Origin of the sequence: Marinobacter sp. BW6, assembly GCF_008107725.1 — a bacterium.
GTDB lineage: Bacteria > Pseudomonadota > Gammaproteobacteria > Pseudomonadales > Oleiphilaceae > Marinobacter.
Genome location: NZ_VIRN01000064.1, coordinates 347,084 through 365,651, shown reverse-complemented (window position 1 = coordinate 365,651; position 18,568 = coordinate 347,084). Strand labels below are relative to the sequence as shown.

The window sequence follows — 18,568 nt, the reverse complement described above, 5'->3', positions numbered from 1 at the left end:
CATTAAACCTTTGTCACAGCAGTATTCATGACCGCCAGCGGCACTCTATCCTTGAGCGCACACTGACGAACCGTGAGGAAATATGCTGTTTGAGCGGCTTAAAAAACCGTCCCCCCGGATCCTGCTGATCGGCCTGGTTATACCCTGGCTGTCGGCACCGCTTTTGGCCGAAACCGATTCGGCAAAGGCCAGTAAAAAATCCGAAGTGCTGATCGCGGAACTGGCCGAGGACGAGAGCGTCGAAGACGTTGAGCAGTCGGCCCCTCTGCAGACCAAAGGGAAGGACAACAAAGCCCCTAAGCCGAAAGCCCCACAGGGCGGAGCCGGTATCGATACGCCCTCAGCCGGTTCCCGCAAAGTGGCCCCGAATATCGATCTGAAGCAGGTTGCACCACCACCGGAGGCACAGGTTTCTGCGCCCGCTGATACCGATGCGGATGCCGCAGAATCCGAGGTCATGGCAACCGAAGCGGTGGCCGAACCCGAGCCGCAACCCGAGATTCGCAAGGGCAAGGTTTTCACCCTGCTCGACAATGATGTCATGCCGGGCACGTCTACCCGCCTGGCCTGGACGCCCGGCATCCAGATTGCCGGGCTATCCCAGACCACGCCGGTACTGGTGGTTAACGGTATCAACGCCGGCCCCACCCTGTGCCTCACCGGCGCAGTCCACGGGGATGAGCTGAACGGCATCGAAATCATCCGTCAGACCATGTACGACCTGAACCCGGAGAAACTGTCAGGCCGGGTTGTCGGTGTGCCAATTGTAAACCTGCCGGGGTTCCAGCAGGGCAGCCGCTATCTGCCCGATCGTCGGGATCTCAACCGGCATTTCCCGGGCAGCCCCAACGGCAGCCTGGCGGACCGGATTGCCCATTCCCTGTTCGAGAACGTGATTCGCAAATGCGACATGCTGGTGGACATCCACACCGGCTCACTGAAGCGCACCAACCTGCCGCAACTTCGTGCCGACATGAACAACCCGGACGTGGCGGAATTCACCCGGGGCTTTGATCGCATGGCAGTGGTTCACAGCTCTGGTTCTGGGGGCATGTTGCGCACGGCCGCTGTGGAAGCCGGTATTCGCACCGTCACCCTGGAGGCCGGAGAATCCCACCGCATCCAGCAACACCAGATCAGCGCCGGCGTGAACAGCCTCACCAGCCTGATGGAGCGCCAGGGCATGATCTCCCGGATGTTCGTATGGGGCGATCCGGAGCCGGTCTACTACGATTCCGACTGGATCCGCGCGGACCACGGCGGGATCCTGTTCAGCGAAATTGAGTTGGGGGCAAACGTATCGGAAGGGGAGATTCTCGGTTACGTCTCCGATCCGATCACCAATGCCCAGCACCCCATCCGGTCCACCACCGATGGCCGGGTTATCGGTATGGCTGTGGACCAGGTAGTGATGGCCGGTTTTGCCGCCTACCACATTGGTACGGAGGCAGAAGTTCTCGGAGAGTAGTATGCTAGGCTTTTTTCGGGCATCACCAATCTCACAGGAGCCTTTGTGTCTTCCGAGAATGCCGGAGTCTTGTCACGAATTCCCGGCCTGGCCTACATCGGGCTGGTTCTTACCCCGCTTTTCTGGGCCGGCAACGCAGTGGTCGCCCGGGGCACGGTTGAGAACATCCCGCCGCTCTCCATGTCGTTCTGGCGCTGGGTAATCGCTCTGGCTATCCTGCTCCCTTTTGGCCTTCCGGGAATCTGGCGCCATCGGCAGGTTATCCGCCAGCGGTTCGGTTCCATGCTGGCCCTGGCGACCTTCAGCGTGGGGGCGTTCAATACCCTGCTATACCTGGCGGCGACCACAACTACCGCGACCAATATTGCCCTGATTAACGCCACTATTCCCATTTTCGTCGCGCTGCTGGCCTGGGTGCTGCTTGGCGATCGGACCCGTCCGATCCAGGCCCTCGGGATAGCGCTGGCGATAACCGGTATCGTCACCGTTATTGCCCGCGGTGATCTCTCGGTGCTGACCAGCCTTAAGGCCCAGCCGGGGGATCTGATTATGGTGGCGGCGGTATTCAGCTGGGGCCTGTTTTCGGTGTTATTGAGACGACAGGCTGTGCCTCTGCCTGCGCTCACCTTTCTGACCACACAGATCCTGCTGGGAACGCTGGTTGTCCTGCCGTTCTACCTGATGGATCTGGTCTTCTTCTCCGGTGGCTTCAAGCTGTCGGAGAGCACCGCACTGCCGTTGCTGTACTTCGCAATTTTTCCGGGAATCCTCGCCTATGGATTCTGGAACCACGGTGTGCATAAAATTGGCCCGGCCAGGGCGGCCATCTTTATGTATCTGACCCCCGTCTTTGCCTCGATTCTGGCGGGCATTTTCCTGGCAGAATCACTCGGGCTGTTTCATGTTTTCGGCGGTGCGCTGATCCTTGCCGGGCTGGTGCTGGCCACACAAACCCGAAAACGCACCCACTATCCATCCCCAGAGCAACTAGCAAAAGGAGACACCCATGATTGAACGTATCCCAGGAAACTCTCGCAGCTTCTTTTGCCTGGTTCTGGTCCTGTTAACCGCCGGCCTGTCTGCGCCGGCTGCCGCAGCCCCCTGCGACCCGGACGTGGCCACGTGGAACCCTGAGCACTATTACCCCGAAGACGCCGTGGTTTTCCACAAAGGCCACTGGTACGAATCCAGAGAAATGCACAGGGGACTGGAGCCGGGTATCACGTTTGACTGGATCAAACTGGACTCAGTGCCCGATTGCAGCAACCGGCCCGAGAGCGGAAAAAGGGCCGATGCAAACGACAAACAGAATGACGGAAAGCCGGGATTCAATCCGACCGACGAGAAATCCCATCGGGGCGAAACTGCGTCAGGGATGTGTGTAAAGCCGGAACAATGGCTGTTTTCAAAAAGCTACGAAGAGGGCGACCTGGCCAGCCACGGTGGGCAGATCTGGGAAGCCACCGGGCCAACGCGAGGAGACATGCCAGAGATGGACGAGCCGCCGCACTGGAAGCTAGTCCAAGAGCATTGTGCCCTGCAGAATCAGTGATCCGGCCGGTGCTTGCCCAGGGCCGCTTCTATGCGGCCTATGACCTCCTCAAGTACTGATCTGGCGCAGCCGATATTCAAGCGCATAAAACCACTCCCCGGGTCGCCAAAGGAAATACCCGGATTCATGCCCACACCGGCTTCCCGGACGAAAAAACGTTTCAATCCAGCGTCGTCCAGATCCAGTTCGCGGCAATCCAGCCACATCAGGTAGGTGCCCTCAGGCGCTGACACCCGGATGCCGGGCAGGCGCCGGCCAACAGCCTCAACGACATAGTCCCGATTTGTCTGCAGGTAGGCCAGCAGGTCGTCCAGCCAGGGGCCGCCGTGGCGATAGCCGGCCTCAAACCCCGCGATACTGAACGGATTACACTGGGGCAGATGCATGGATTCGAACACGGCCTTCATCGCCTTGCGCCGGTCAGGGTCGGGAATAACCAGGGCCGACAAACCCAACCCCGGCATATTGAAACTCTTACTGGGCGCGACCGCCGTTACCAGCGCGTCTTCGGGGCCAGCCAGGTTCGCCAGCATCGTGTGGCCAGGTTTATCAGGGAACGTGAGGTCGCAATGGATTTCGTCAGACACCACCACCAGCTGGTGCCGGCGTGCGATATCCAGCACCTCCCTCAGCTCCTCCTCTGACCACACGCGACCCACCGGGTTATGGGGCGAACACAGCAGCAGGATTCGGGCATCCGGCCGGGCGGCACACTGCTCAAGGTGATCCAGATCCATGCGGTAGTGACCCGGGTCCCCGGTGTCCGGATCCTCCGGCACCAGCGGGTTCTCGATCACCACCCGGCCACTGTGGCGCACCGAGCTGAAGAACGGCGGATAGACCGGAGGTTGTATGATGACCCCCTCGCCCGCCCCCGCGTAAGCCATGCACGCGGCGTTGATTGACGGCACCACACCCGGTGCCATCAGGATCCATTCCCGCTTTATTTCCCAGCCATGGCGGGCAGAAAACCAGTCAATCATCGATTGATAAAGACTGTCCGGAAACAGGGTGTAACCGTAGACCGGGTGAGCGGCCCGCGCAGTCAACGCACGGGTGACAGCCTCGGGTGCCGCGAAGTCCATATCGGCCACCCAGACCGGAACCACGTCCTCGGTGCCAAAAACCGCCTTGCGGGCATCAAATTTGACGGAACAGGTATTTTCCCGGGAAACCGGATGATCAAACGGACTGGACACAAGAACTCTCCAGGGCAGATAGCATCATTGGAAACCGGTATTGTGGTGTCCCCAACCTGGCACCGCAAGCGTCTCCCCCCAGAGGGCCTCTACGTTTGTCTCCGGCTTTGGTCGAACATTGGTGATTAATACTTGCCCAAGCGGGCCGGTACTTGCGAACCTAACGGTTTATTCAATAAAAACATCTACCCCTTTTTCGGAGCCTGTTTAATGATTGGCCAGATTCTGTCCACCATGTTGCCGGTTTTCCTGATCGCCGGTTGCGGTGCTCTTTACGGTCGTTATCGGACGCCCGACATCCAGGGACTCAACGTTCTCAACATGGAACTGTTTGTGCCCATGCTGGTCTTCGCCGTACTGGCTGACCAGCAGGCGCCACTGCAGGACTACGCCAAACTGGCCCTGGCAGCCACGGTGGTCGTACTCGGCTCCGGGATTGTGCTTTACCCCATGGCGAAGGTTCTCAAACTGAACCTGAAAACCTTCCTGCCACCGATGATGTTCAACAATTCCGGCAACATGGGCATCCCTCTGCTGGTGCTGGCCTTCGGTGATGAAGCCCTGCCGGCCGCCATTGTGCTGTTCATCGTGGAAATGCTGCTGCACTTTTCGGTGGGCCTGTACATGCTCGACCCCCACACGTCCATCGTCAAACGGCTCAAGCTTCCCATCGTGTTTGCCAGTATTGCCGGGCTCTCGGTCAATCTCGGGGGCGTGCCTCTTCCGGAGTGGCTGCTGGAAACCCTGAACATGCTGGGCGGTGTCTGCATCCCGCTGATGCTGTTTGCCCTCGGGGTACGCATGCTTGATATTGATTTCAGTGACTGGAAACTGGGCATGCTGGGCGCCATCGCCTGCCCCGCCAGCGGGCTGATACTGGCCTGGCCGATGATTGCGATTCTCGATCTTCCGGGGATGCAGGTGGCGGCATTGTGGGTCTTCGCAGCCTTGCCCCCGGCCGTACTCAATTACATGGTGGCGGAACAGTACCAGCAGGAGCCACACAAGGTCGCCTCGCTGGTATTATTGAGCAACCTGGGCAGTCTCGTGGTCATTCCGGTTGTGCTCGGGCTGGTGTTTGCCGCCGGCTACGTTTGATCAGAGGAAGGACCCGATGCCTGAAACCGTTGCGGTGGTGCGCGCCTCCCGCCCGAACTTTCTGATACTCGCACCACTGTGTGCCGGCCTTGGTGTGGCCCTTGCCTGGCAGCAGGGCGCATCGCCGGCCCTGATTGACACCTTGTTGGTTCTGATTGGTGCCCTGCTGGCCCATGCCGCCGTCAACCTGCTTAATGAATACGAAGACTTCATCTCCGGTCTGGACCTGATAACCCGGCGCACGCCGTTCTCCGGCGGCAGTGGCGCTCTGCCCGACGTTCCCTCCGCCGCCCGGCAGGTCCTGTTGGCCGCATCCGGTACGCTGGCACTGGTTGTGGCCATTGGCCTCTACTTTCTGTGGCTCCGGGGCCTGCCCATGCTGGTGCTGGGTGCCGCAGGCGTGGTGCTGGTACTTACCTACACCCGCTGGATTACCCGTTCGCCACTGATCTGCCTGCTTGCTCCCGGGCTGGGATTCGGCCCCGTGATGATCCTGGGCAGCCTGATTGCCCTGGGGGCGCGGCTCGATGCTGCGGCCGTTGCGGCCTCTGCCATCAGCCTGCTGTTGGTAAGTGAGTTACTGCTGATCAATCAGATTCCGGATGCCGATGCAGACCGGAAAGTCGGCCGGCGGCATCTGGTCATTACCATGGGCCAGCCGGCCGCTGCCCGCCTGGCAGGCCTGCTGTTACTTGGCAGCTACGGCCTACTCGGCTCGGCAATCTGGGTCGGCTGGTTGCCGACCTGGACGGCCATCGCCCTTGCGCCATTACCGGCAGCGGTCTGGGTTAGCACCAGGCTGCGGGGCGCCCTGAGCAATCCCGCACAGCTGAACACCCTTCTGGGTATCAACGTCGCGGTGCTGTTGACCACTCTCGCGTTGTTGATCTGCGGGCTCAGCCTTTAAACCGGAAGACACTGACCCGCGAACGCAGCTGCCCGGCAAGCACCGCCAGATCCCGACTGGCCCCGGCCACCTGCTCGGAACCGGCTGACGTTTCCACGGTAGCGTCGTGGATGCGGCTTATGTTGCGGTTGACCTCTTCCGCAACGGAACTCTGCTCTTCCGAGGCACTGGCAATCTGGGCGTTCATGTCGTTGATGGCGCCGACTTCATTGCGGATTCTGGCCAGGGCAGCTTCCGCCTCGCTGGTCTTGTCCACCGTGTTACGTGCCAGTTCACGACTGCTTTCCATCACGTTGGTCGCCTCGCCGGCACCGGTCTGCAGGTTGCCGATCATTTCCTGGATCTCCCGGGTGGAATCCTGGGTCCGCGACGCCAGGGAACGCACCTCGTCCGCCACCACCGCGAAGCCCCGCCCGTGAGTACCCGCGCGGGCGGCTTCAATGGCAGCATTCAGTGCCAGCAGGTTGGTCTGTTCGGCGATGGCATTAATCACTTCTATGATCTTCTCGATGTTGGCACTGTCCTCAGACACCCGCTGCACGGTCCGGGTTGCCTGTTCCAGGGTTTCCGCCAGCTCGCCGATGGAGGCAGCGGTTTCCTGGACCACGCGATTCCCGCTTTCAACCTCGGTATCGGCCTTCTGGGTAGCGGTGGCCGCGCTGGCCGCGAAACCGGCCACTTCGTTTACCGTGGCGGCCATCTGGTTGACGGCCGTGGCCATCTGTTCCGCTTCGCTGGCCTGTAGACGGATCTGACGGCTGTTGTTGTCGGAGGTCGCCTCCAGTTCAGAAGACGAGCTGGACAGTTCCTCCGCCGCTGAGCGGACCTCCCGGATAATGCCACCCAGTCGCTCCACGGTATCCTGCAACGCGCCCATCACGCTGTCCGGGTAGCGAGTTTGAATATCCTGGTCCAGCTCTCCGTCGGCCAGCTGACGAATCGCCTGGGCAACATCCTCCGGTTCACCGCCAAGAATCTTCTTCAACCTGCGGATGATTACCAGTGCCACAAGTGCACCCAGAACGACCGCAAGACCCGTTACTGACAGGTTCAGGGCATTAAATGTGCTCGCCGCCTCACGCACTTCATCAACACCGGTGGTCACCACGTCTTCCTGGTAGTCGATAAAGGCGTTGACCCGTTTGAGCCACTCCGAATAGGCGCCGGAGACATCGCTGAGAAGAAATGCCCCGGCCTGATCGATGTTGCCGGCCAGTCGCAGCTCAAGCAGTTCGTCCGTTAACTTGAGGGCCCTGAGTTCAATGCCTTTTATCGCCGCCAGCAGTTGCTTTTCCCGGCTGGTAGCGCCTTCTTCCCGGAACATTTCATCCATGGGGCCAGCAGAATCCCGGTAAAACGCCTTCAACCGCTCAATGTCAGCGAGGTGTGTTTGCAGGGCACGCTCGTTCTCCACCAGCACCGCATCCCGAATGGCTATCGCCCGATCGTGGACACTGCCGCGAAAGTTGATAGCGTACCGCTGTTTCACGGCAGCGCCGTCACCCACATCGGTCAGGGTCCTGTCGATGAAACCGACCCGCTGATTACCAATCAGACTGACCGCGATTACCAGGGACAGAATCAGTCCAAAACCAAGGGCTAGGCGTTTCGCAACGGTGAAATGACCAAACATCAGTAGGCTCCGGGGCAGATTTTTATTGAATGAGCCTATGACTTCTTTAAAAATGGCAGATTAGATCAATCAATAGAGCCTTCACCCCGGTTTTTTGACAATCCTTTTCATTACTGCAATCAATCTTTACATCTCACGCCCTGAACCCTTGCAACTGCCTGAACTTTAACCGATGGTTAAAGCAGCTTCTGAGCAATTGCATTCACGATACGGAGGTCTCCCCATGAGTGTTCTTCTCCTGCTGATCAGTGCCCTGCTGCTGATCTATCTTGGTATTGGCGGCACCACAGCCGCTGCGGTCATGTCCATTGCGACCGTTGTGGGTCTGTTCCAGGATGAATGGCATCTGATCAGCATTCTTTGTGGCGGTGTTCTGCTGGCGCTGGCATTGATTCTGGTTATCCCCGGCGACTTGCGGCTCGACAAGCTCAGCCGCCCCCTGCTTGGCTGGGTGCGCAGCCGACTTCCAAAACTCTCGGACACCGAGGCTGAAGCCCTGAAATCCGGCTCAGTGGATTGGGACGGGGAGCTCTTCTCCGGCAAGCCAAAATGGAACAAGTTGCTGGACGCCAAACCGGCCCATCTCACCAGTGAGGAGCAGGCCTTCCTGGATGGACCGGTGGAAAAGCTCTGCGCCATGCTCGACGACTGGAAGATCACCCACGAGCAGTACGACCTGCCGGACAAGGTCTGGAAGTTTATCCGTGAGAACGGTTTTTTCGGACTGGTAATTCCGAAAGAAGACGGTGGCCTGGGTTTCTCCAATACCGCCCATTCCGAAATCGTGATGAAAATTTCCACCCGCAGCGTATCGGCCGCCGTGACCGTGATGGTGCCCAACTCCCTCGGCCCCGGTGAATTGCTGATGCACTACGGCACCGATGAGCAGAAACACCACTATCTGCCCAGACTGGCAGGCGGCGACGAGATTCCCTGTTTCGCCCTGACCTCGCCGGTGGCTGGCTCCGACGCCGGTGCCATTCCCGACAAAGGTATCGTCTGCAAGGGCCAGTGGAATGGCAAGGAAGTGCTGGGTCTGAAAGTCACCTGGAACAAGCGTTACATTACCCTTGCGCCGGTGGCGACACTGATTGGCCTGGCCATCAAGGTCTATGATCCGGACAAGCTGCTGGGCGATTCGGATGAGATCGGCGTGACCTGTGTGCTGGTGCCGAAGGACACCGACGGCGTCAACGCCGGTGCCCGCCACCTCCCCATGAACACGGTGTTCATGAACGGCCCGACCTGGGGCACGGATGTGTTCATCCCCATGGAACAGGTCATCGGCGGTCAGGACATGCTTGGCAAGGGCTGGACCATGCTGCTGGAATGTCTGTCCATCGGCCGCTCCATCTCGCTGCCGGCCCTGGGCACTGGCGCCGGCAAGGTGGCCAGCCTGGCCACCGGCTCCTACGCCTACACCCGGGAACAGTTCGGCCGTACCATCAGCCAGTTTGAAGGGGTTCAGGAAGCACTGGAGCCCATCGCCGGCTACACCTACATGATGGACGCAGCCCGGCTGCTTACCTCCGGCATGCTGGACCGTGGCGTAAGGCCCTCGGTACCGTCCGCCGTGCTGAAATACCGCAACACCGATCTGATGCGGGAAGTCATCAACCATGCCATGGACGTAGTCGCCGGCCGCGGTGTTATCACCGGACCTCGCAACTTCCTGGCCCGGGCCTACCAGGCGGTGCCCATCGGGATCACCGTCGAAGGCGCCAACATTCTCACCCGCAGTCTGATGATCTTCGGCCAGGGTTCCATCCGCTGCCATCCTTTCATCGTTGAGGAAATCGAAGCGGCTGGCATGGAAGATGAAGACAAGGCGGCGAAGAAATTCGACGGCATCTTCTATCGGCATCTGGCTCATACCACCCGCAACGCCCTTCGGGCTCTGCTGCTGGGACTGACCAAAGGATGGGCCGAATCGGTGCCACGGCAAGGCAACATTAAGTCCAGCTACCGACAGCTGGCGCGGTTCTCAGCAGCCTTCGCCTTGATGACCGACGTCACTCTGCTTACCGTTGGCGGTGGCCTCAAAGCCCGGCAACGCCTTTCAGGGCGCATGGCCGACTGCCTGGTGCAACTCTATTACGCGACCGCCGTCATCAAGCAGTGGCATGAGGAAGGTTACCCCGATGACCAGCGGCCATTGGTAGAGTGGTGCTTGCAGACCTGCCTCCGGGACCTACAGGGCTCCATGCGCGAAGCCATCATCAATTTCCCGGTGCCGGCCCTGCGCTGGCCCCTGCGTTTGCTGGTGTTCCCGCTGGGCGCCACTGGCCTGAACGGTCCGGACGACAAGTTGGGCGCAAAGGTCGCAGAATCTATCGTCAAGGACACCCCGGTGCGCCAGCGCATCAGTCGCGGTGCCTACACCACCATGGACCCGGACGATCCGCTCGGGCGGGTACTCAACGCCTACAAACTCGCCAACGAGACGGCGGACATGCGCAGCCGGCTGCATGACGCCATGCGTAACCGGGATGAAGACGAACTGGGCGGCATTGACTTGCTGATGGGCCATCAGCGCAAGGAACTGGTTGACTGGGCCTGTGCCCAGGGCGTGGTCAAGGCAGACGAGTGCGACAAACTGCTGGAAGCACTGGAAGCGCTTTATGATGTGATCCGCGTGGATGCCTTCGATGCCGATGGCCTGAAAGCACTCTCACGCTGTGCCAAGGGCAAGCGCAAGGTGGTCGAACGCCCACCCAGAGACGAGAAATAAGGTACGGGCCGGTCGATGAGCGATCGTGCAGATTTGCGCCCCAATGAGCAAGCAGTGGAACTGGAACCGGCCTCTGATGCCACATTGCGCTTCATTGGTACCATCCGGACTCCCTGGCGCGATCGCAAGGATTGCCCGCGCCAGGGCAATGCAGAAGGCCCGGAGTGTCGGCTGGTTCTGGATCCTGTCTGGCACGAAGGGCTGAAGGGGCTGGAAGACTACGACACCATCGAAGTGCTCTATTGGCTGGACCAGAGCCGACGCGATCTGATCCGGCAAAGCCCCAGAAGCGACGGCCAGACCTTCGGCACCTTTGCCCTGCGCTCCCCGGTTCGACCTAATCCGATTGGCACGTCCATGGTCAAACTGGTTCGCGTAGAACAGGGAACGCTGATTGTGCGCGGCCTGGACTGTCTGGACGGCACGCCACTGTTGGACATAAAACCCGACCGCTGCTCCTTCAGCCCGAAAGCGCCGGATAAGTCGGGCGGTGAAGACTGACCCGTTACTGGTCGAGAATGTTGATGATTTCCCGAGTGTCCTTGATGACCGTGTAAATGCGGTCTTCCACTCTCACTTCTTCCCGACCATCGCCGATGTAGCGAACATCGCCGTAATCGTAAAGCTCGCGATGCAAACGGTCGCCGCGACCAATATCCACTTTTTTCTGCCAGCCAGGGGGCAGCGGCTTACCCTGCTCGAGTTTCTTCTGCAGTCCGGGCGGCAATGCATCGCTGTGGTTGCCAGCGTTGACGTGCATGGTCGCACCAAGCAACAGAACGATTGCGACAGCGGACAGGGTTTTGTACATAATCTTATTGCTCCTCTCGAACATGGATCAGGGACGAACTTGATGGCTCGTCGACTCCAGAGAACTCTGTGTACACACGCTCAGTGTCGGGCTTCCGTTCCGTCGCAGGAGTAACATCCTGCTCTCCTGCCAGGCTAATCGGATACCTCTTCCGGACGTAGCCCTGAAGTGATCGCCTCCGAGACCAGCCAACGCCGCAGAAGCTGAATCCCTCTTTCCCGACGGCGGCTGGTTTTCCACGCAAGATAAAAAATGTCGCCCGTCATCACGGAATGGCAGGGCAGGCGCACGAAGTCGCCGGAATCCTTACGGGTGCTGAGCATGTAGTCGTTGGTCAGCGCGATGCCCTGGTGAAAGCGCGCGGCTTCCAACGACAGCAGCATATGACTCGAATGCAGCAAGCGGCACGACCCGGGCAGCGCCAGGCCGGCCTCACGGTACCAGGCCTCCCAGTCCCCACCCTGACGGTCGTAGATGCTGTAGGTCGACAGCAACGGATACTCCGCCACCATTGCCGGCGTTAATAACACCGACGCCGGGTCGCCGGAGACCTCCTCCAGCGCCAGCTCCCGGCGAATCTTCTGCCAATAATCCTGACTGCACACCGGGAATAGACGCTCCTCATAAAGCAGCTCATAACTGAACGCCGGCGACGTAGGTTTGACGGTAATAAAACAATCCGCCACCCGATCCGATAACACCGGATTGCCACTGCTCATTTCCAGCGCCAGATCCAACTGTGGATGCAACCGCTTCAGATCCGGCAACCGAGGCACCAGCCATCGCACGGCAAACGAACTGAACACCGAGAGCCTTAGCAAGGACTCCTCATGCCCCAGCAACTGCTCACTGGCCCGCTCAATCTGCAACAGCGCTGAGCTGATTGCCTCCAGATACTGCCGCCCCTCATCGGTCAGCGACAGCGTCCGCCCGCTGCGCCAGAACAACTGCTCGCCCAGGTAGGTTTCCAGCTGCTTGATCTGATGGCTGACGGCACTCTGGCTCACCGCCAACTCATCGGCAGCGAGCGAAAAGCTGTTGAGACGGGCAACGGCTTCGAAGACAGGCAGGGCTTTTAGAGGTGGGAGCTTCATTATCTAATTTTCTAATGGTTGCTGGATAATGATCATTTTATCGGATATTAACACCCGCTTAGACTGCCCTCCATGTTACGGGAGCAGATCGTGTGGCTCCCTCCGAAAATGCTCGGAGCCATGGATGGCGGAGAGCAAGCGTACAGGGACGTATTCACAGCGGTTTTCGGAGGGAGCCACTCGATTTGCTCTTGCACCAGAACTTAAAGAGCAAAGGAGAAAAACATGTCAGGAAAAACCGTAAACAGCTCCATCCTGCTGCTGGTGATCGGCAACGCCATGGCATTGATCTCTGACGTGTTCATCAAACTCCTCGAACCCGGCGCCCCGATCTTCCAGTTTGCCTTCCTGCGCTGCCTGATCACCCTGGCCCTCCTGCTGCCAATGGCCGGGCAACTGGACCGGAAAAACCTGTTCGCCGGCCTGAAAATCCACACCTTCCGGGCCCACATCCACCTGGCCGGCTTGCTGTGCATGGTGATCGCCCTGGCCAACCTGCCGCTGGCGACCGCCAACGCCGTTTTCTACGCGGCGCCCATCCTGGTGATGGTGCTCTCGGTATTCCTGTTCCGGGAAAAGCTCACTCCGCTGAGTGTCAGCGCTGTGTTCAGCGGCTTTGCCGGTATTGTGCTTATCCTTCGACCGGTGGAATTCAACTGGGCGGCCGTTGCTGCGCTTGGCTCTGCCTTTGCGCTGGCTATCAACGCCGTGCTGGTCCGGAAACTGCCGAAACAGCAGAGTACCGTCCACAAGCTGTTCCTCAATTATCTGCTGATTCTGCCAGCGGCCGGCGCCCTGGCCTGGTGGGAAGGCGCCCAATGGGATTCTGGCATCCTGATCGGTGCCATGGGCTCGGCGCTGTTTATTCTCGGCTACAACATCACCGTACTGCTGGCCTACCGCCAGGTGGACGCCAACCAGGTCACCAGCGCCGAATATACCGGTCTGATCTGGGCCGTGGGGATAGGCTGGATCTGGTTCGGTGAAGTACCCGACCTGTGGTTCCTGGCGGGCAGCCTGATGATTGTGGTGCCTTTGCTGCTGATTGGGCTACAGCACCGGCGCAAGGAGCCTGCAAGGGGATTCAATCCGGTTCCGGAGCAACAGGAGCTCCGGAACCAGAGGATTTCATTCAGTGCCGGGAGGATTCAATCAGCACGTGAGTGTCGTGAATGATCCGACCGATACGGGCCTCTGGTGGCAATCCGTCACCGTAGCCCAGTTTGATGCGGTAATGGCCGGAATGGTGGCGATGCCAGTCACGCCGGCGGTCGTGCCTGTCCCGATAGAGATCACGCTTATGCTTCTTGCCCCAGTGGCGCTTGTCACCATGGTAGCGGTGGCGATCATAACGATTATGGTGCTTGCGGTCCCATTTGTGCTGCTTGTAGTGCCGGGGCTTGTGATGGCGCCGGTCATAATGGTCGTTGCGATAATGGGCTTGCAGGAACTTTTTCTGGTGACCCGGAGGAGAGGCTTTGCCCCGCTCATGATGCTTCTGCCAACCCTGACCCCGGCGGTCATCGCCATCGGCCATCACTGGAGCAGATACCATCAGGAAAACCGTGACCAGGCTTCCTATCAATAATCGCTTCATGATGATTCTCCCGTCCTGTTCAGAGACAGATGTCGCATCCGGACCCAATACCGGATGCCTCTGAAACCAGATTATCGAACCGGGAGAGAATGTCAGTGCCCTGAAGCGGGCTTTGCAGGATCTTTACGAAACGCCCTGTCTGCTTGACGTTCTAGTGTCCATGCGTGTCGTTTTTGGGGGCAGACTTCAGGTGAGACTCAATGGCAAAGGTGTGTGGACAGTCTGCACCGAGCGCACGAAGGGATTCAGCCAGCCTCAGCAGATACTCGGCATTCGGGCCGCTGGGGCCGGAGGCAGAGGCGATCTGGCTAGCGATCTCCGCATCGGGCGCATGGCCCAGGAAAGCCTCGTTGTCTTCGGTGGCAATGTACACCAGCCCCTCGGCATGGCTGCCATTGTCGAAGGTAAGCTGGGTGCTCAGGCGCAAATAACCGTTTTTTTCACGGACATCCAGATGCTCGAACACATTGGGCGATACCCGGAATGCCATACCTTTACAAACAGCATCAGGCTTCTCTACCAGGGTCACCACCCGGCCCGGCGCTTCCGGGGTTCCCCGGTGATCGTGCGAACCTTGCCAGAATCGCCGCTCCCAGCCACGAATCGACGCCGGGCGCTGCTCCAGAAAGGGGAAATCGACCTTGTAGATCAGGGAGCCATAGCCAAACAGCCAGACCGACTCAACACCGGAGAAATCGTATCGTTTGCGATTGTGCTCAATGGTATTGGCAGACATCAGACACCCTGCAGTGTAGCCCTACTCCCGCGATACTCTAGGTGGAGGCAATGAAACCCGCAATGCCCGTCAGCACAATTTCGGCCGCCATGGCAGAAAGGATCAAACCACTGATCTTGGACATGATATTCAGCCCTGTCTTGCCGAGCACCTTTTCGAGGTAGCCCGAAAGGTGCAGCAGCAACCCCAGGATCAGCAAGCTCGACACCAGCCCAAAAAGTCCACCGGCCACTTCGGATACCCGGTTGAGTTCGGCACCGTAGACCATAATCGCACCAATGGTGGCCGGACCAATCATCACCGGAATGGCCAGAGGCACAACGGCAATATCATCTCGGTCCTCGTCAGGCAGTCCCGTGGCGTGATTCCGGGTACCGCTGGTCACCAGGCTGATAGCGGTCAGGAACAGCAGACTGCCGGCGCCAATTCGGAACGAGTTGAGCGTGATGCCGATGGCACTGAACAGAAGCGGGCCGGCAAAAAACAGAATGACGCCCAGAATAAACGCCGAAACGCAGGCACGGCGGATAATCGAAGTCTTCTCAGTTGCCGGCAGCCCTCTGGTCAGCGCCAGAAACATGGTTACCACGAAAAACGGTGCCAGCAGGAACAGGAAGCGGATAGTGCTGCTGATATAGGTTGAGAAAAAGGTTTCAAGCATTCAGGGCGGTCCAGCGGATCAGTGAAAGCCGGCAAGCATAGCCTGCAATGGTTTTTTCTGCCGTACGGAAGTGAACGTATGGAACGGATTACACCGCCATGGGCGTCACATAACTGAAGCGCTTGCGATACTGTTCCATGGTACAGCCAACAGTTCGTTTGAAGAGGCGACGGAAAGAGCTGGCGTCCTCGTATCCCACGGCCCAGATAATACGGGCCGTCTGCTCCCGGCTCGACTCCAGCTTATGTTTTGCCGCCTCGATCCGGAGATGTTGTAGATAGCCTATGGGCGTCTCACCGGTGGCCTCTTTAAATCGGCGCTTGAAGGTTCTTGTACCCAGCCCGGCCACGCCGGCGACGTCGTCAATGCTAATCGGTTCCGCGTAGTGCTGCTCCAGCCATGCCTGAGCCTTTCGGATTGAATCATCCTGATGAGCCTTGCTGCTGTAAAACGCCATGTAGGGCGTCTGCTCTACCCTCCGGCCATCCAGAACCAACATCTTGCTACAGGCGAGTGCTACCGAAGGTGAGGCAAATCGCTCCACAAGGTACAGACACAAATCCACAAACGCCGTTGCCCCTCCCGCACAAACAATCTGACCGTTATCCACAAGGAGCTGGTCTTCCTCCAGACGAATATCCGGGTAACGGCTACGAAACAAAGGCGCGGCACGCCAATGGGTGGTGGCTACCTGATCATCCAGCAAACCGGCCTCGGCAAATACGAAACTGCCGGTACAGACACTGGCCAACACCACGCCTTCGTCAAAAGCCTGCCTCAACCAGGAGTGCAGCGGTATAGCCGGCGCTAGGGTACGTTCCAGGAGGTCAGAGCTGACCGCCGCCTCGACAGAAGAGCCCACGACAATCAGATCCGGATGAAAGTCCTCACGACGGATCGTCGGCACCACCGTGGCTCCACTGTAACCACGGACCGGTTCGTTATCGACAGTCACCACCTGGCAGTTGAACACCGGGTGCTTCGGCGTTCCGGGCATCTGACCGCAGTAGTTTGCGACTGTAAAGAAGTCCATAACGCCGTGTACACCGGAAGCGTGACAGTTCGGCAAGGCAACGACCGCAACGTTTATCATGTCGGAATGACTCATTTCGCACTTTATATGTCAAATATGACACTCCTGATGGAGGCCCGCAAGCCTTAATCTGAACCTGTCATCCATCACAGTACGAAGAAGGACTTTCTCCATGACTGCACAATTGAACTCTCAACCCGAGATAGTCACCACCTCCAGGGCACCAGTCACAATGGGATTCTCTGCCACCCGGCTGGCACTGCAAGCCTATTCACGGCTGTCACCCCGGAAAGCCGGGCGATTGGTAAACCGAATGGCCTTCAGGCCCTCCCGTCTGTCTCTGCCAATACGCTACGAGCATTGGCTGGATAACACCGACAGCTATACCCAGCTTCAACACGGCGCACGAACCATTCCAGTCTATTCCTGGGGAGAAGGCCCGGTGATTCTTGGGGTCCATGGCTGGGGAGGCGCGGGCATCCAGTTCGGCGCCTGGATTGAACCGCTGGTTGACGCCGGCTACCGCGTGGTTCTCTTCGATGCCCCGGCCCACGGCCGGGCTCAGGGGGAGAGCACGGATCTGTTCGAAATGGCGGAGGTAGCGGCCCATGTGTCTGCCAGCGTAGGCGGGGCCCGGGGTGTACTGGCGCATTCCCTCGGATGTATCGCAGCCGCGCGTGCCATCACCGACGGGGTACAGACCGACTACCTGGTTATGCTGGCTCCTCCGGTCAGCCTGAGGGCCGTTATGGCTAACCTCGGCAGACAGCTGGCACTCAGTCCCGACGCACTGGCCGTTCACCTCGAACTCATGGAAGAACGGTTCGGCCCGGCCATTTGGGAGCAACTGAATCTTGAGACGCTGTGCCGCGGGCTTAACCAGCGCGGCCTGATTGCCATCGACGACACAGACACGTCCATTTCACCGGAAGAAAGCCAACGCGTGGCTGAAACCTGGGTTAAGGCAGCACTTCTGCGCACCAGTGGCCTTGGCCATCATCGGATTCTCTCAAGCCCGATGGTCCTGGAAACGGTGTTGAACGGTTTGGGTCGGGATTGATGCCGCGTCTTTATGCCATGGTCATTCTGGAGACAATTCTTCCAGGTAGGTTTCGCCATCAGCATACAACGAGGCGAACTCCTCCTCCGGAACCACGGTTACAGCAATCTCTGGTTCGTGCTCACCGCCTCCGAGGAGCACGCCCCGCATCGGTGTGATATCCGAGAAGTCGCGGCCCCAGCCAAGCGTGATGTGTTCCAGATCCGGCCGCAGGGCATTGGTCGGGTCCAGCTCCAGCCAGCCGAAATCCGGCACGAACACAGCCACCCAGGCATGGGTGGCATCGGCACCGACCAGACGCTCTTTGCCCTCCGGCGGATGAGTCAGGATATAACCGCTCATGTAACGGGCGGCCAGGCCCACCGAGCGCAGACAGGCAATCATGATGTGGGAGAAATCCTGGCAGACGCCACGACGGGCCTTGAAGGCCTGCTCGACCGGGGTAAAGGTTTCCGTGGCCGTCGCATCAAAGCTGAAATCACGATGAATCATCCGCATGAGCGCATCCGCCGCCTCCACCAGAGGCCGGCCCGGAAGAAACGCCTCGCGGGCATAGGCGGCATACTGCGAATCAATGGGCACATTGGTGGAAACAAACCGGAAGGCCGTGGCCTGCAGATGGTCCGGCGGGAATTTCCTGTCTGCCCGGTACCGGAGTCGGTCGCGCACGGTCTCCCAGGGGACGTTTGCAGCGGACGCCGAAGGTTTTGGCCGGTTTCGAAGCTCCACCCAGAACTCGCTGACGATTTCCAGGTACTCGTGGTCGGCGGTGAAATGGATTTTGGTGATCCGATTTCCAAAACAATCGAGGAACGAACGTCTTACCGAAGGTTCGGGTGCGATGGCCAGATGATGCTCGAGATTCCTCTGCCAGGGCAGCGCCCGAGGGGTAAGCCTCAACAAATGATGGGACTCCCCCACCACCTGATCGTACTGGTACAGGGTCTCATGACGTACATGGTAACGGACAAATGTCATGACAGACGCC

17 protein-coding genes and 1 pseudogene are annotated in these 18,568 nt (G+C 59.1%); 9 read left to right on the top strand and 9 right to left on the bottom strand.

Features of this window, described 5'->3' with window-relative positions; all coding sequences use genetic code 11:
• Positions 1 to 82 precede the first annotated feature (82 nt).
• The 3 genes from FMN52_RS10240 to FMN52_RS10230 are packed head-to-tail and all read left to right on the top strand — an operon-like array spanning position 83 to position 3,020.
• Positions 83 to 1,468: a succinylglutamate desuccinylase/aspartoacylase family protein gene (locus FMN52_RS10240; protein WP_148608532.1), complete on the top strand. Its 1,386-nt coding sequence runs from the start codon at positions 83 to 85 to the stop codon at positions 1,466 to 1,468.
• Between the two features lie 45 nt (positions 1,469 to 1,513).
• Complete coding sequence (locus FMN52_RS10235) at positions 1,514 to 2,482, top strand: DMT family transporter (RefSeq protein ID WP_148608531.1); 969 nt, start codon at positions 1,514 to 1,516, stop codon at positions 2,480 to 2,482.
• Positions 2,475 to 3,020, top strand: a complete 546-nt coding sequence (locus tag FMN52_RS10230; protein ID WP_148608530.1) for a carbohydrate-binding protein — start codon at positions 2,475 to 2,477, stop codon at positions 3,018 to 3,020. Before FMN52_RS10235 ends, FMN52_RS10230 begins: the two co-directional genes overlap by 8 nt.
• Here FMN52_RS10230 and FMN52_RS10225 read toward each other — a convergent pair.
• Complete coding sequence (locus tag FMN52_RS10225) at positions 3,014 to 4,219, bottom strand: PatB family C-S lyase (protein WP_148608529.1); 1,206 nt, start codon at positions 4,217 to 4,219, stop codon at positions 3,014 to 3,016. The two genes, FMN52_RS10230 and FMN52_RS10225, sit on opposite strands and share 7 nt — an antisense overlap.
• A 210-nt stretch (positions 4,220 to 4,429) precedes the next feature.
• On the opposite strand from FMN52_RS10225, the gene FMN52_RS10220 reads away from it, so the two are divergent.
• Positions 4,430 to 5,317 carry an AEC family transporter gene (locus FMN52_RS10220; protein WP_148608528.1) on the top strand — a complete coding sequence of 296 codons (888 nt, stop codon included), beginning with the start codon at positions 4,430 to 4,432 and terminating at the stop codon, positions 5,315 to 5,317.
• A 16-nt stretch (positions 5,318 to 5,333) separates the two neighbouring features.
• Positions 5,334 to 6,224, top strand: a complete 891-nt coding sequence (locus FMN52_RS10215) for a prenyltransferase (RefSeq protein ID WP_148608527.1) — start codon at positions 5,334 to 5,336, stop codon at positions 6,222 to 6,224.
• On the opposite strand, the gene FMN52_RS10210 is transcribed toward FMN52_RS10215, so the two are convergent.
• On the bottom strand, positions 6,214 to 7,857 hold the full coding sequence (locus tag FMN52_RS10210) for a methyl-accepting chemotaxis protein (RefSeq protein WP_148608526.1): 1,644 nt from the start codon (positions 7,855 to 7,857) through the stop codon (positions 6,214 to 6,216). The genes FMN52_RS10215 and FMN52_RS10210 overlap by 11 nt on opposite strands.
• A 223-nt stretch (positions 7,858 to 8,080) precedes the next feature.
• Here FMN52_RS10210 and FMN52_RS10205 point away from each other — a divergent pair, with 223 nt between their 5' ends.
• On the top strand, positions 8,081 to 10,588 hold the full coding sequence (locus FMN52_RS10205) for an acyl-CoA dehydrogenase (RefSeq protein ID WP_148608525.1): 2,508 nt from the start codon (positions 8,081 to 8,083) through the stop codon (positions 10,586 to 10,588).
• A 15-nt stretch (positions 10,589 to 10,603) separates the two neighbouring features.
• Positions 10,604 to 11,035, top strand: a pseudogene (gene tsaA, locus FMN52_RS10200) (tRNA (N6-threonylcarbamoyladenosine(37)-N6)-methyltransferase TrmO); the annotation flags it as partial.
• Between the two features lie 58 nt (positions 11,036 to 11,093).
• Here tsaA and FMN52_RS10195 read toward each other — a convergent pair.
• Together FMN52_RS10195 and FMN52_RS10190 are read right to left on the bottom strand one after the other, a co-directional pair.
• Entirely contained in the window at positions 11,094 to 11,399 is a 306-nt protein-coding gene (locus FMN52_RS10195) for a hypothetical protein (protein WP_104270933.1), read from the bottom strand.
• A gap of 134 nt (positions 11,400 to 11,533) precedes the next feature.
• The gene (locus FMN52_RS10190; RefSeq protein WP_148608523.1) at positions 11,534 to 12,493 is read right to left on the bottom strand and encodes a LysR family transcriptional regulator; all 960 of its coding nucleotides are present in this window, start codon (positions 12,491 to 12,493) and stop codon (positions 11,534 to 11,536) included.
• Between the two features lie 225 nt (positions 12,494 to 12,718).
• Between FMN52_RS10190 and FMN52_RS10185 the strand changes: the two genes are divergently transcribed.
• Entirely contained in the window at positions 12,719 to 13,669 is a 951-nt protein-coding gene (locus FMN52_RS10185; RefSeq protein WP_148608522.1) for a DMT family transporter, read from the top strand.
• On the opposite strand, the gene FMN52_RS10180 is transcribed toward FMN52_RS10185, so the two are convergent.
• From FMN52_RS10180 to FMN52_RS10165, 4 genes are all read right to left on the bottom strand, one after another.
• Positions 13,626 to 14,090: a hypothetical protein gene (locus FMN52_RS10180; RefSeq protein ID WP_148608521.1), complete on the bottom strand. Its 465-nt coding sequence runs from the start codon at positions 14,088 to 14,090 to the stop codon at positions 13,626 to 13,628. The two genes, FMN52_RS10185 and FMN52_RS10180, sit on opposite strands and share 44 nt — an antisense overlap.
• Before the next feature lie 151 nt (positions 14,091 to 14,241).
• On the bottom strand, positions 14,242 to 14,826 hold the full coding sequence (locus FMN52_RS10175; protein WP_148608520.1) for a gamma-glutamylcyclotransferase: 585 nt from the start codon (positions 14,824 to 14,826) through the stop codon (positions 14,242 to 14,244).
• 37 nt (positions 14,827 to 14,863) lie between these two features.
• On the bottom strand, positions 14,864 to 15,487 hold the full coding sequence (locus FMN52_RS10170) for a MarC family protein (RefSeq protein ID WP_148608519.1): 624 nt from the start codon (positions 15,485 to 15,487) through the stop codon (positions 14,864 to 14,866).
• A gap of 88 nt (positions 15,488 to 15,575) precedes the next feature.
• Entirely contained in the window at positions 15,576 to 16,580 is a 1,005-nt protein-coding gene (locus FMN52_RS10165) for a helix-turn-helix domain-containing protein (protein WP_148608518.1), read from the bottom strand.
• A gap of 112 nt (positions 16,581 to 16,692) precedes the next feature.
• Between FMN52_RS10165 and FMN52_RS10160 the strand changes: the two genes are divergently transcribed.
• Positions 16,693 to 17,580 (top strand): alpha/beta hydrolase, encoded by an 888-nt coding sequence (locus FMN52_RS10160; protein ID WP_148608517.1) that lies wholly within the window; start codon positions 16,693 to 16,695, stop codon positions 17,578 to 17,580.
• A gap of 21 nt (positions 17,581 to 17,601) precedes the next feature.
• Here FMN52_RS10160 and FMN52_RS10155 read toward each other — a convergent pair whose 3' ends face one another.
• Positions 17,602 to 18,558 (bottom strand): transglutaminase family protein, encoded by a 957-nt coding sequence (locus FMN52_RS10155; RefSeq protein ID WP_148608516.1) that lies wholly within the window; start codon positions 18,556 to 18,558, stop codon positions 17,602 to 17,604.
• Between the last annotated feature and the right edge of the window lie 10 nt (positions 18,559 to 18,568).

Excerpts from the sequence above, each read along its gene's own strand:
- FMN52_RS10240 (WP_148608532.1), top strand. The coding sequence starts at position 83 with ATGCTGTTTGAGCGGCTTAAAAAACCGTCCCCCCGGATCCTGCTGATC.
- FMN52_RS10230 (WP_148608530.1), top strand. The coding sequence starts at position 2,475 with ATGATTGAACGTATCCCAGGAAACTCTCGCAGCTTCTTTTGCCTGGTT.
- FMN52_RS10220 (WP_148608528.1), top strand. The coding sequence starts at position 4,430 with ATGATTGGCCAGATTCTGTCCACCATGTTGCCGGTTTTCCTGATCGCC.
- FMN52_RS10215 (WP_148608527.1), top strand. The coding sequence starts at position 5,334 with ATGCCTGAAACCGTTGCGGTGGTGCGCGCCTCCCGCCCGAACTTTCTG.
- FMN52_RS10210 (WP_148608526.1), bottom strand. The coding sequence starts at position 7,857 with ATGTTTGGTCATTTCACCGTTGCGAAACGCCTAGCCCTTGGTTTTGGA.
- FMN52_RS10205 (WP_148608525.1), top strand. The coding sequence starts at position 8,081 with ATGAGTGTTCTTCTCCTGCTGATCAGTGCCCTGCTGCTGATCTATCTT.
- FMN52_RS10195 (WP_104270933.1), bottom strand. The coding sequence starts at position 11,399 with ATGTACAAAACCCTGTCCGCTGTCGCAATCGTTCTGTTGCTTGGTGCG.
- FMN52_RS10190 (WP_148608523.1), bottom strand. The coding sequence starts at position 12,493 with ATGAAGCTCCCACCTCTAAAAGCCCTGCCTGTCTTCGAAGCCGTTGCC.
- FMN52_RS10185 (WP_148608522.1), top strand. The coding sequence starts at position 12,719 with ATGTCAGGAAAAACCGTAAACAGCTCCATCCTGCTGCTGGTGATCGGC.
- FMN52_RS10180 (WP_148608521.1), bottom strand. The coding sequence starts at position 14,090 with ATGAAGCGATTATTGATAGGAAGCCTGGTCACGGTTTTCCTGATGGTA.
- FMN52_RS10175 (WP_148608520.1), bottom strand. The coding sequence starts at position 14,826 with ATGTCTGCCAATACCATTGAGCACAATCGCAAACGATACGATTTCTCC.
- FMN52_RS10170 (WP_148608519.1), bottom strand. The coding sequence starts at position 15,487 with ATGCTTGAAACCTTTTTCTCAACCTATATCAGCAGCACTATCCGCTTC.
- FMN52_RS10165 (WP_148608518.1), bottom strand. The coding sequence starts at position 16,580 with ATGATAAACGTTGCGGTCGTTGCCTTGCCGAACTGTCACGCTTCCGGT.
- FMN52_RS10160 (WP_148608517.1), top strand. The coding sequence starts at position 16,693 with ATGACTGCACAATTGAACTCTCAACCCGAGATAGTCACCACCTCCAGG.
- FMN52_RS10155 (WP_148608516.1), bottom strand. The coding sequence starts at position 18,558 with ATGACATTTGTCCGTTACCATGTACGTCATGAGACCCTGTACCAGTAC.